Origin of the sequence: Marinobacter sediminum (genome assembly GCF_023657445.1) — a bacterium.
GTDB lineage: Bacteria > Pseudomonadota > Gammaproteobacteria > Pseudomonadales > Oleiphilaceae > Marinobacter > Marinobacter sediminum_A.
Window position 1 is genome coordinate 2,098,144 of sequence record NZ_JAGTWY010000001.1, and the last position, 12,047, is coordinate 2,110,190.

Consider the following 12,047-nt stretch of genomic DNA (forward strand, 5'->3'; position numbering starts at 1 on the left):
ACACTGATTCCCTAACCCCAACTTTTGGCATCCTGAGAGGCAGACTCCCGTCATGCTTGAACGACTGTTCCAACTCCAGGCCCACGGCACAACTGTTCGTAAAGAACTGGTTGCGGGCATCACTACCTTCCTGACCATGGCATACATCATCGTGGTCAACCCAAGCATCCTGTCTTCCACCGGCATGGACTTCGGTGCTGTGTTTGTCGCCACCTGTCTGGCGGCCACCATCGGCACCCTGATCATGGGCCTCTGGGCCAACTACCCGATTGCCCTGGCGCCGGGCATGGGGCTTAATGCCTTTTTCTCTTTCACCGTCGTCGGCAGCATGGGTTACAGCTGGCAGGTCGCACTGGGGGCCGTGTTCCTGTCAGGCCTCATCTTCTTCCTGCTGAGCATTTTCAAAATCCGTGAGTGGATCATTAATAGCATCCCCATGTCCCTGCGCTTCGGCATTTCTGCCGGTATCGGTTTTTTCCTGGCACTGATCGCCCTGAAAAATGCCGGTATCGTGGTAGATAACCCTGCCACCCTGGTTGGCCTGGGCGAGATCAAGACCGCTGAGAGCCTGCTGTTTTTTGGTGGTTTTGTGCTGATTTGCGCCCTGTCTTTTCGCCGTATAACCGGTGCGGTAATGATCGGCATCATTGCTGTCACGGTCATCGCGATGATGCTCGGCATGGTGGAATACAAGGGGTTTGTTTCCGCGCCGCCAAGCATCGCGCCAACCTTTATGCAGCTGGATATCGCAGGTGCCCTGAACGTGGGCATGATCAGCATTGTTTTCGCGTTCCTCTTCGTGGACCTGTTCGACACCTCCGGCACACTGATCGGCGCGGCCCAGCGTGGCGGCCTGCTGGATAAGGATGGCAAGCTGCCACGACTTCGCCGCGCCCTGATGTCTGACTCCGTAGCGACCATGTCCGGCGCCGCGCTGGGTACATCCACCACCACCAGCTACATTGAATCCACAGCCGGTATTTCCGCTGGTGGCCGGACCGGTCTTACGGCTGTCGTAGTAGCCGCTCTGTTCCTGGCGTGCCTGCTTCTGTCTCCGATTGCCAGCATCATCCCGGCCTACGCCACAGCGCCTGCGTTATTGTATGTAGCCGTGCTGATGACCAGCGGCCTGAAGCTGGTCGACTGGGACGACATCACCGACTCTGCGCCGGCAGTGGTTACCGCATTAATGATGCCGCTGACCTTCTCCATCGCCAACGGCATTGCGCTGGGCTTCATCACCTATGCCATTGTGAAAGCACTGAGTGGCCGGTGGTCTGACCTGAACCCAAGCGTCGTCACCATCGCCGTTGTATTCGTTCTGAAATTCATCTTCCTGGACGCGGCCTGAGCCGCGTCCAGAACGATTACCGGATCTGTCATGGATTATTTTTCGCAAAGCATCAAAAAAGCCATTCGCACTGTGCCGGACTGGCCAAAGCCTGGCGTAGCCTTTCGGGACATCACGACGGTCCTTCAGGACAAAACAGCATTTCGAAAGCTGATCGATGCCTTTGTCCACCGCTATCATGGTCATGATATTGATGCCGTTGCAGCAGTCGATGCCCGCGGCTTCATCATAGGCTCTGCCCTGGCGTACGAGCTCAACGCCTCACTGGTACTGGTCCGCAAGAAAGGCAAGCTGCCCTTTGACACCCTGGTCGAGGACTATGAGCTCGAGTACGGCACCGCCTCCGTTGAACTTCACAAAGACGCCTTCAAATCAGGCGACAAGGTGGTTCTGGTGGATGACCTGATCGCCACCGGCGGTACCATGTTGGCGGCGGCCCGTCTGATCCGCCGGATTGGCGCGGAGATCGTTGAGGTTGCAGCGATGATTGACCTGCCCGATCTCGGCGGCTCCCGGAAGCTTCAGGAGGAGGGGCTTCAGGTTTATACTGTTTGCTCGTTCGAAGGGGAATAGACCCAAGGCAAACAGGAGAAGGCTATGCAGGACTACCAACACCATTGGAAAGATGGCACTCCGGTGCATCTTCCGCTTGGCAAGATTGTCTGTATTGGCCGCAACTACGCGGAACATGCGCGGGAACTGGACAACCCGGTTCCGGATGAGCCGCTGCTGTTTATCAAGCCTGCAACAGCAGCGGTGCATATCACCCGCCCCCTTGATTTCCCCCGTGATCGCGGCTCCGTTCACTTTGAAACCGAACTGGCCGTCCTTATTGGCCGCCCCCTGACCAATGCCTCTGCCAGCGAAGCGGAAGCCGCCATTCTTGGCTATGGGCTGGCACTCGACCTGACTCTCCGGGATATCCAGAGCAAGCTCAAAGAAAAAGGTCAGCCCTGGGAGCGGGCCAAGGCTTTCGACGGCGCCTGCCCTCTGTCGCCATTTGTGGCTGCGGAAAAGCTTGGCAAAGAGATCATTCATTTCACCCTGGATATCGACGGCAATCGTCAGCAAACCGGGGACACCCGGGATATGCTCAACCCCGTTGTCCCATTGATTGCACACATCAGCAGTCTGTTCACGCTGCAGCCCGGGGATGTGGTTCTGACCGGCACACCCAAGGGCGTGGGCCCGCTTCAATCCGGCCAAACACTCTCGCTGGAAATGGAAGACCTGCTGTTCGTCGAAACCAAAGTCGTTTAACGTTCAGCAACAGCAAACCCATATCCGGTTAAGGACGTACATCTGGCATGGCAAAGAAACCGGTTACTTCCCGCAGCGGACGATTCCTGAAACTCGCAGGCATGACAGCCTCCGTGGCCGGCCGATATGCGGGCGAGCGAGCTCGTCGTGTTTTCCGAAGCGAAAATGATCAGGGCGCCCAGAGCGAAAACTACACCCGGATGGCTGGCCAGATCGCGGACACGCTTGGCGAACTCAAGGGGGCGGTCATGAAAGTCGGGCAAATCGCCTCGCAGACCCAGGACTTTCTGCCAAAAGAATTCTCAGATGCCCTGCAAAAGCTTCAGAAAGAAGCCCCGCCCATGCCATTCGAAATCATTGTCGGGCAGATCGAATCGGAGCTGGGCAAGCCTGTTTCTGAGCTTTTCGAATACCTTCAGGAAGCGCCCTATGCCGCAGCGTCCATCGGCCAGGTACACCGCGCCAGGCTCTACAACGGTACCGATGTGATCGTGAAGGTACAGTATCCCGGTGTGGATGTATCCTGCGACTCGGATCTGAAGCAGCTTCGAATGGCCCTGAGGCTCGGCGGGCTGCTGAAAATGCCGAAGGAAACGGTCGACCAGTTGTTTGGTGAGATTCGGGAGCGTCTGAAAGAAGAACTCGATTATGAAAACGAAGCCGAGAACCTGAGACTTTTCAGCAGGTTTCACGAGAAAGACGACTGGGTCATTATCCCCGAGGTGATCGACAGCCACTCGACACGCCGGATTCTGACTCTGGAGCTGGTAGAGGGTGATCATGTCAGTGAGGTCACACCGGAGCACTATGATCAGGAAACCATCAACCTGATTGGCCACCGGATTTTCACCACCATGGCCGACCAGCTTTTCCGGTTCCAGTGCATCCACGGTGACCCCCACGCAGGCAACTTTGCCTATCGTCCCGACGGCTCAATCATCATGTACGACTTTGGCTGCGTGAAAAAGCTGAAGCCGGAAATCGTCGAAGCCTACCGTAAGGCGCTCATTGCGGCGCTACAGGAAGACTACCAGGCGCTGGACCGTCACCTGATCGACCTGGGAGCCCGGGTAGAAAATCAGCCTGCAGTGGACCAGGCCTATTACGCCATGTGGCGGGATATTCTGATTGTTCCCTTCGATCAGGATAAACCCTACGATTTTGCACAGTCAGACATCCACAAACATGTGGCAGCCAAGACCAGCACGGTGTTCAAATATCTTGAGTACTTCAAGCCGCCGGTAGAGAGCATCTTCATTGACCGGATGATTGCGGGGCATTACTGGATGCTGAAGCGGTTGGGGGTTCAAGCGGCATTTCGGGAAGAGCTGGGGGAATATCTCGGGCTCGAGGACTGAGGTCTATTGGGGAGGGCCTTCCAAAACACGCTCAAGCACGTCCATGTGGCGCTTGAGCTCCGCCATCCATGGCTCCGCACAGTTTTGGAAGGCCCTCCCCAATAGACCTCCATGCACCGAATTCACACCAGACTTTGAATCCAGTCCCGAACACCTTCACCGGCACCTTTGCGAATAACCCTCGCACGGGATAAGGAAGCGGGTTCACCGGGATCAATCACGGTGATGGGTACATCCATATCCACTTCGTAGACCAGTCCGGCCGCCGGATATACCTGCAGCGAAGTGCCGACGATAAGCAGATGGTCGGCAGTGCGCACGATATCCGCCGCGGTTTCCAGCATCGGCACCTCTTCACCAAACCAGACGATGTGGGGACGAAGCTGAGCGCCCCGCTCACAGGTTTCTCCGGCTTGGATCTCACGGTAACCAATGTCGTAGATCAGCTCGGGGTAGCGGGAGCTTCGGGCCTTGGTGAGTTCACCATGAAGGTGAATCACCGTGCTGGACCCGCCACGTTCATGCAAATCGTCTACGTTCTGGGTGACTATGGTCACCCGGTATCGAGCCTCGAGTTCTGCCAGCAGGCGATGGGCCTGATTGGGCTGTGCCGATTCGAGTTGGCGGCGGCGGTCGTTATAAAACCGCAGAACAAGCTCCTGATTTCTGGCAAAAGCTTCCGGTGTTGCCACATCGTAGACACTGTGTTCTTCCCACAGGCCGCCGTTGTCGCGGAAAGTAGAGAGACCGCTTTCGGCGCTGATGCCAGCGCCGGTCAGTACAACGATATGTTCCTGCATCAGTCGAAGATCTTCCCGGGGTTCATGATGCCGTTCGGATCAAACACCTGCTTGATGCCCTTCAGGTAGGCCATCTCCGCATCGCTGCGGGTGTATTGCAGGTAGGGTTTCTTGGTCATGCCCACACCGTGCTCGGCAGAGACACTGCCCTGGTACCGCTCGACAATTTCGAACACCCACTTGTTGACCTGCTGGCACTTTTCGAAGAAATCCTCTTTTGCCATGTCTTCTGGCTTGAGAATGTTCAGGTGCAGGTTGCCGTCGCCAATGTGGCCAAACCAGATAATTTCGAAATCCGGGTAGTGCTCAGTCACGACTGCATCAATTTCCTGCAGAAAACCGGGGACCTTGGAAACCACCACAGAGACATCATTCTTATAGGGCGTGCGCGGGGCAATGGACTCGGAAATGCGCTCTCTCAGCTGCCACAGGTTCTGAGCCTGGGTTTCACTCTGGCTGATCACGCCATCCAGTACCCAGCCGTTTTCCACGCACTGCTCGAAGAGGCTCATGGCGTCGTCCATCACCTGATCGGATACTGCCTCAAACTCCAGCAGCGCGTAATAAGGTGCCTCGGTTTCGAACGGAGCTTGCACCTGGCCATGGGCGAGAACATGCCCCATGGCCTCGTGCGAAAAGAATTCATAGGCAGTCAGGTCGATCTGCTTCTGGAAAGCCTTTAACACATCCATGGTGTTAGTCAGGTCGTTAAGGCCCAGCACCAGTACGGTCAGATCGTCCGGCTTTCGTGACAGCTTCATGGTCGCTTCCGTGATGAAGCCCAGTGTGCCTTCCGCTCCGACGAACAGATGACGCAGGTCGTACCCGGTGTTGTTCTTCGCAAGTTCCTTGTTCAGATCGAGAATATCGCCCTTGCCGGTCACCACCCTCAGTCCGGCCACCCAGTCACGGCTCATGCCATAACGAATCACTTTGATACCGCCTGCGTTGGTGGAAAGGTTGCCACCAAGCTGACTGGAGCCAGCCGACGCGAAATCCACCGGGTAATAGAGGCTATTGTCTTCAGCAAAGTTCTGAAGCTGTTCGGTCACAACGCCCGCCTGACACCGCACTGTCCGGTCGCTGGCGTTGAAATCCAGAATCTGGTTCATGTTGTCGAAGGCAACCACCACCTCTCCATTGGCCGCAACCGCGCCAGCACTCAAGCCCGTGCGGCCACCCGAGGGCACAAGTGCCACCTGGTTTTCATTGGCAAACTTTACCAGTGCCTGGACCTGTTCCGTGGTCTTCGGCAGCACAATCGCCAGTGGCTTCGGCGGATAGATCCGGGTCCAGTCCTTGCCATAGTTTTCAAGATCAGCGGGATCGGTCAGCACTTTTCCGGCCGCGGCACCGGTGGCAACCAGCTCTTTCAGGGAAGCAATGATCTGTTCGGAATTCATGAATGCGTCTGTCTCATCAAGGTTGGGCCGGCAGCCTGAAACCTGGCCGTTGCCAGGGCAGTTGATTAAGGCTATCCGGCGCGCTGTGAAATTCTATGTTTATGGTATCATACCGCCCCTGTTCTGTGAGCCAGCCCTGACGATCACTGGTCACAGGTCATTTCACGTGACGAAAGGTTCGGAAGCAAGCCCATGTCAAATACGTCTCTCGAAAAGAGCAAAATCCGGATCCTGCTGCTGGAAGGCGTGCATCAATCTGCCATTGATACCCTGAACGCTGCAGGCTACACCAACATCGAGTATCTGACTCACTCGCTGGCCGAGGAAGACCTGATTGAGAAGATTGCCGATGCGCACTTCGTAGGTCTTCGCTCGCGCACCCAGTTGACCGAGAAAGTATTTGAAGCTGCCAAGAAGCTTGTGGCAGTGGGATGCTTCTGCATCGGCACCAACCAGGTAGACCTGCAGGCTGCCACCCGCCGCGGTATCGCGGTTTTTAACGCACCCTTCTCTAACACCCGGAGTGTGGCCGAGCTGGTACTGGCTCAGGCGATCCTGCTCCTGCGTGGCGTTCCCGAGAAAAATGCCAAAGCGCACCGTGGTGAATGGCTGAAGTCCGCCAAGGACAGCTATGAAATCCGCGGAAAAAAACTGGGCATCATTGGCTATGGCAACATTGGCACCCAGTTCAGTGTTCTGGCTGAAGGCCTGGGCATGGACGTTTATTTCTACGATGTGGTTTCCAAACTGCCCATCGGTAACGCCACCCAGGTAGGTACCATGCAGGAGCTGCTGAACATTGCCGACGTGGTGAGCCTGCATGTTCCGGAAACCCCGGCCACCAAGTATATGTTCAAGTCCGAGCAGCTGGCGCAAATGAAGCCGGGCTCTGTCTTGATGAACGCTTCCCGCGGCACCGTGGTCGACATCGACGCCCTGGCCGACGCTCTCGGGAGCGGTAAACTCCTGGGCGCCGCCATCGATGTGTTTCCGGTCGAGCCAAAGTCCAACAAAGAAGAATTCGTCTCTCCGCTGCGAGAGTTTGACAACGTTATCCTGACGCCTCACGTGGGCGGCTCCACCATCGAAGCCCAGGAAAATATCGGTCGGGAAGTGGCAGAAAAGCTGGCGATGTACAGTGACAATGGCACCTCAGTCTCCTCTGTAAACTTCCCCGAAGTGGCCCTGCCCTCTCATCCGAACCAGCATCGCCTGCTGCACATTCATGAGAACGTACCAGGCGTAATGTCCGAGATTAACCAGGTGTTCTCAGAGAATGGCATCAACGTTTGTGGCCAGTACCTCCAGACCAAGGAAGACATTGGTTATGTTGTGGTTGATGTGGACAAGGCCTACGGTGAGCTGGCACTTGAAAAGCTGCTCCAGGTAAAAGGCACAATTCGCTGCCGTGTGCTTTTCTGATCCGCACCCGCGATTAAAAAAACCGGAGCAGTCTGCTCCGGTTTTTTTATGCCCCGAACCTTAATTGCCTTTCGGTCAAAACCTGTCCTGACAAAACCTTAATCTGCCCACGCCTTGATATTACGGCTGCTGAGTCCAGTTATTGCGTAGTACAGGAGTATTTTTTACCGCGCGTTAAATTTCAACGTGTCGCCAAAGGAGAGCACTATGTCACTGAAAGATTCACTGCAGCAAAAGCTTGAGACTCAGACTGATGCCTGGCGCAAACAGGTCGACAAACTGAAGCAGGATGCCGAGACCCGAAAAGCCGAAGCGAAGGACGAGCAGGCGGAAGCCGAGATCCAGAAGCAGTTTTCGGAGAAAATCCAGGATCTGGAGAACAACATCGATTCCGCCGTGAGCAAGCTGGCCGAAATCAGAGAATCGGGTGAAGACAAACTCTCGGGAATAAAAGATCAGATCGACAGCTGGCTGTCAGACAACGACGACAGCAGCCGCCGACAAGGCTAGGATACAAAAAAGCGCCGTCACCTTCTGGTGGCGGCGCTTTTTTTTCGCCCCGGACACGCCGGGCCACGGGCCAATTACTGCATCGGCACCAGCGTCAGCTCAACGCGACGGTTCTGCTCACGTCCTGCAGGCGTATCGTTGGAAGCAGCAGGATAGCGCTCGCCATAGCCAACGGCCCGGGTACGCTTGGGCTCAATCCCCTGGTTCAGCATGAAGTCCCGAACCGAGCTGGCCCGCTGTTCACTAAGGAGCTGGTTATAGCTATCGGAACCTGAGCTGTCAGTATGACCTTCAATCTGAATGATGGTCTTGTCATATTCCATCAGCACCAGTGATACCGATTCAAGGGTGCCGGAAAAGGATGGCTTGATGGAAGACTGGTTCAGATCAAAGGTGATATTGCCAGGCATTACCAGCTCAATCTGATCTCCATTACGGACCACACGCACACCGGTACCTTCCAGCTTACGGCGCAGTTCTGCTTCCTGCTTGTCCATGTAGTAACCGATACCACCGCCAATAGCTGCACCGCTGGCCGCACCGATCAGGGCACCTTTGCCACGATCACTTTTACTGGAGGTTGCTGCCCCAATTGCTGCGCCGCCAATAGCACCGATAATACTACCCTTGGTAGCGCTTGAAGTTTTTTCCTCACCCGTATACGGGTCATAGGTCATGCAACCACTCAGAGTGAACGTAGCAATCACAAACGCAAGAACTGTTTTCTTCACAGCATTCTCCTGTACCTGGTTATTCCCGGCATCCCTCTGCTTCCGCATAAGGCCGAGCCGTCTCATTCATGAATGTATCAATGATGGTATTGAATACCGTCGCCTGCAAATCCTGGGCTTCGTTCACCAGATGATGACGCCCGTCCGGAATTTTGAGCTCCTCCACAGAGGAAAATTTATTTCGGATTATCCGTAGATTGTGTTCCCAATCCACCGTCAGATCTTTCTCGCCCTGAACAACCGTAACAGGAAAGTCCACCGGACGCGCAGATTCAATATGGGGCACCCACTTGCGCAATGCGCTGACCCAATCTACATGTACTGCCCGGGCCTGCAGGGGATCATGATCCCGGAGAAACTGCAAAAAGCGGGTATCACCACTGTTTGCCCCAAAGACCCGACGCCAGCGGGTGAAAAATGGTTTCACCAGACTGTGTAAAATTTTAGCCCCCAGGAAACCCATGGGCCTTACCAGCGGCGCAAGCAGCACGACTTTCCGAAAGTCAGATGTGTCCCGGGAATGATGATTGGACAACAAATAATCGATCAGGATTGCGCCTCCCGTACTCTGCCCTACGGCAAACCAGGGGTCCCTTACTTTTCCCTTCACATGCGCCATCACATCGGCGAGAACCCCCTGGTACTCCAGGAAACTGCCGATCGACGCCGGCGTTCCACTCGACAGCCCGTGCCCTGGCTGATCATAGGCAAGCACGTCAAAGCCGGCACCCAGACACCGGTCAATCAACTGACTGTAGAGTCCCACATGATCAAAGTACCCATGGAGAATAAAGACTGTTCCACGCTCACCGCAGGTGTCGGGCAACCGGTAATAATGCACCATAACCTGATGGCGTCCGGCCTCGACGTATCCCTGATGATAAGCCACATCCGGGTGTTCTACCCATAGATCCAGACCATAAAAACGGCAGTAGGCCACCATCTCATGACTCAAGTCCCGCTTGCAGGCAGGTTCGAAGGCTTCAAGCCGCTCAAGCAGGGAGTGTCTGTCCCAATCCGGAATTTCTATGGTATCTGTTTTCCAGTACACGTAGAGTTAAACGCCTGTCATGGTTGATGAATAAGTTTTTGAACTGCAATCCTAACCCATAGCGGGGGTAGAACACAGATGCTGCAACAAGTTCTTGAGGCCACACTGCGCACGACCATGATGCGCCTGGTACGACCCTTCCTCACTCCGGCCGTCCCGGTGGCTCTTCAGAGAACGCTGATCACTCAGGCCTATCGCAGCTCCACGCCCCCCCGAGGCTGCCGGTTTGAAAGGGATACAATCTCCGGCGTCCCGGCAACACGCAGTACCTTTGGCGAAAACACCAATGGCGCGATCCTCTACCTACACGGTGGCGGCTATATTATCGGCTCGTCAAGCACCCACCGCGGCATCACTGGCCACCTTGCCAAAGTCAGCGGCTGTCAGGTCATTGTCCCGGATTACCGGCTGGCGCCGGAACACCCTTTTCCCGCCGCCCTGGACGATGCCGAAACCGTTTACATGGCATTACTGGAACAGGGATTCCAGCCTGGACAGATTGCGGTCGCCGGCGACTCCGCCGGTGGCGGACTGAGCGTGGCCCTGGCCATGCGCCTGAGAGACAGGCAAGTGCCACTCCCCTCATCAATCACCGTCTTCTCACCCTGGATCGACCTGACCCAGCAGCAACTCTACTCTCCGGAGCGCGAGCCCGTGCTTCAGGCCCCGTGGACAGAGAAAGCTGCCAAGCTATACGCTGGCAGCGAATCACTCACCAACCCGCTGATTTCGCCGGCATTCGGAGATCTTACTAATTTGCCTCCGTTGCTAATCCAGGTCGGCAGCGAAGAAATCCTTCTCAATGATGCCGAGCGCCTTGCCAGTTTAGCCAAACGGGACGACGTCCAGACAACCCTTGAGGTCTTTAACAGTCTCTGGCACGTGTTTCAGGTGCATAGCGGTCAGCTCGACCGGGCCACCGATGCCATTGCGGCGGCCGGCGCGCACATCAAACATCATCTGGCAGACTAAGCTCCCCCCGGACCAGTGCCTCTTTGCGGGTACGTGGCCACTGCTTGATGTGCCATTCAAGACGTGATGCCCGGCTTCGATCGCCCACAGCCGACCGGAACACCAGTTCCAGCGGGCCCTTCCCCCTGAGGCTTCGCGCCCCTTTCGGGGCACCGGTCTGGTGCTCGGCAAACCGGCGCTCCACGTCAGTGGTGATACCGGTATACAACGCACCTTTGACGGTCCGCACCATGTACACAGACCATTCAGGATTCATGGGCCAGCGCCTGCTCCCGATCATGCACCTTCTTCTGCTGCAGCCACAGGCCCGCCATAATCAACACCAGTCCAATGTAGGTGGAGGGCAGTATCTGCTCCCCCAGAATGAAGTAGATAAAGACCAGCGACAGGAACGGTGAGATGAAGATCAGGTTACTGACCTTGGAAGTGTTTTCTGCCTTCTTCATAGCGTAGGACCAGAGAACAAAGGCAATGCCCATTTCAAATACGCCAACATAAACCGCAGCAGCCAGCGAAGTGCCCGAGGGCAGACTAAAGCCTTCCGTCTGCCAACAAATCAATGCGATAACCGGGAGTCCAAACAGAAAGTTGAGGAACAACCCCACCACCGGATCTCGCGTATCCCGCGTTGCAATGATCCAGTAGGAAGCCCATACCAGCGTACTGCCGATGGCGAGAGAAACCCCAAGAGGATCCGAGAAGCTTAGGGAGGTCACTGCTCCTCGGGTGGCAATAACCACCACGCCGGCATAGCAGACAAGTCCGGCGAGGATATCCAGTTTACGGAGACGCTGGCCAAGAAAAGGCACAGACAGGTAAGCCAGTACCAGGGCCCAGGTGTAATTCAGGGGCTGGGCCTCCTGGGCCGGCAAGCGATCGAACGCACCGAACAACACAAAATAGTACAGGCAGGGGTTAATCAGGCCCATACCGAAAGACTGGGCATACTGTCGGCCACTGAGCGAAAAAACCAGGTGCCACCGGCGCTGGAATGCCAGAATCAGTCCCATCACCACCACAGAAGATGCGCAGGCAATCAACAACATCTGAACCGGGGCCAGATCCCGCAACGCCAGTTTGAATGCAGTAGCCACGGTAGACCAAAGCAGGACTGTCGCAAGTCCGTACAGCATCGCCTGCTTCTGGTTTGCCATTGTCGAAACTCCGTTACGTTTGGGCAGGAAGGCGG

The 12,047-nt window shown here is 55.8% G+C and carries 13 protein-coding genes; 7 read left to right on the top strand and 6 right to left on the bottom strand.

Annotation, left to right across the window (positions count from 1 at the left end; translation table 11 throughout):
• Positions 1-52 precede the first annotated feature (52 nt).
• Genes KFJ24_RS09925 through KFJ24_RS09940 form a run of 4 tightly spaced genes read left to right on the top strand, consistent with a single transcriptional unit; the run spans position 53 to position 3,969 of the window.
• Positions 53-1,351 (top strand): NCS2 family permease, encoded by a 1,299-nt coding sequence (locus tag KFJ24_RS09925; protein ID WP_250830911.1) that lies wholly within the window; start codon positions 53-55, stop codon positions 1,349-1,351.
• A 30-nt stretch (positions 1,352-1,381) separates the two neighbouring features.
• A complete protein-coding gene (locus tag KFJ24_RS09930) occupies positions 1,382-1,924 on the top strand; it encodes an adenine phosphoribosyltransferase (RefSeq protein WP_250830912.1) in 543 nt (180 codons plus the stop codon).
• Between the two features lie 24 nt (positions 1,925-1,948).
• A complete protein-coding gene (locus tag KFJ24_RS09935; RefSeq protein ID WP_250830913.1) occupies positions 1,949-2,611 on the top strand; it encodes a fumarylacetoacetate hydrolase family protein in 663 nt (220 codons plus the stop codon).
• 47 nt (positions 2,612-2,658) lie between these two features.
• The gene (locus KFJ24_RS09940; RefSeq protein WP_250830914.1) at positions 2,659-3,969 is read left to right on the top strand and encodes an ABC1 kinase family protein; all 1,311 of its coding nucleotides are present in this window, start codon (positions 2,659-2,661) and stop codon (positions 3,967-3,969) included.
• 122 nt (positions 3,970-4,091) lie between these two features.
• Here the strand turns inward: KFJ24_RS09940 and KFJ24_RS09945 are convergent, their stop codons facing one another.
• Positions 4,092-4,769 (bottom strand): SIR2 family NAD-dependent protein deacylase, encoded by a 678-nt coding sequence (locus tag KFJ24_RS09945; protein WP_250830915.1) that lies wholly within the window; start codon positions 4,767-4,769, stop codon positions 4,092-4,094.
• Positions 4,769-6,172: an FAD-binding oxidoreductase gene (locus KFJ24_RS09950; RefSeq protein WP_250830916.1), complete on the bottom strand. Its 1,404-nt coding sequence runs from the start codon at positions 6,170-6,172 to the stop codon at positions 4,769-4,771. The genes KFJ24_RS09945 and KFJ24_RS09950 overlap by 1 nt, the downstream gene beginning before the upstream one ends.
• Before the next feature lie 192 nt (positions 6,173-6,364).
• Here KFJ24_RS09950 and serA point away from each other — a divergent pair, with 192 nt between their 5' ends.
• Both serA and KFJ24_RS09960 read left to right on the top strand, forming a co-directional pair.
• Positions 6,365-7,594, top strand: a complete 1,230-nt coding sequence (serA, locus tag KFJ24_RS09955; protein ID WP_250830917.1) for a phosphoglycerate dehydrogenase — start codon at positions 6,365-6,367, stop codon at positions 7,592-7,594.
• A gap of 207 nt (positions 7,595-7,801) precedes the next feature.
• Positions 7,802-8,104 (top strand): hypothetical protein, encoded by a 303-nt coding sequence (locus KFJ24_RS09960; protein WP_250830918.1) that lies wholly within the window; start codon positions 7,802-7,804, stop codon positions 8,102-8,104.
• Between the two features lie 74 nt (positions 8,105-8,178).
• Here KFJ24_RS09960 and KFJ24_RS09965 read toward each other — a convergent pair whose 3' ends face one another.
• Positions 8,179-8,835: an OmpA family protein gene (locus KFJ24_RS09965; RefSeq protein WP_250830919.1), complete on the bottom strand. Its 657-nt coding sequence runs from the start codon at positions 8,833-8,835 to the stop codon at positions 8,179-8,181.
• 19 nt (positions 8,836-8,854) lie between these two features.
• The gene (locus KFJ24_RS09970) at positions 8,855-9,886 is read right to left on the bottom strand and encodes an alpha/beta hydrolase (protein WP_250830920.1); all 1,032 of its coding nucleotides are present in this window, start codon (positions 9,884-9,886) and stop codon (positions 8,855-8,857) included.
• Positions 9,887-9,964: 78 nt separating this feature from the next.
• Between KFJ24_RS09970 and KFJ24_RS09975 the strand changes: the two genes are divergently transcribed.
• Positions 9,965-10,858 carry an alpha/beta hydrolase gene (locus KFJ24_RS09975; RefSeq protein WP_250830921.1) on the top strand — a complete coding sequence of 298 codons (894 nt, stop codon included), beginning with the start codon at positions 9,965-9,967 and terminating at the stop codon, positions 10,856-10,858.
• Here the strand turns inward: KFJ24_RS09975 and KFJ24_RS09980 are convergent.
• On the bottom strand, positions 10,836-11,114 hold the full coding sequence (locus KFJ24_RS09980) for a GIY-YIG nuclease family protein (RefSeq protein ID WP_250830922.1): 279 nt from the start codon (positions 11,112-11,114) through the stop codon (positions 10,836-10,838). The genes KFJ24_RS09975 and KFJ24_RS09980 overlap by 23 nt on opposite strands.
• Entirely contained in the window at positions 11,104-12,012 is a 909-nt protein-coding gene (locus KFJ24_RS09985; protein WP_250830923.1) for a DMT family transporter, read from the bottom strand. Before KFJ24_RS09985 ends, KFJ24_RS09980 begins: the two co-directional genes overlap by 11 nt.
• Positions 12,013-12,047 lie beyond the last annotated feature (35 nt).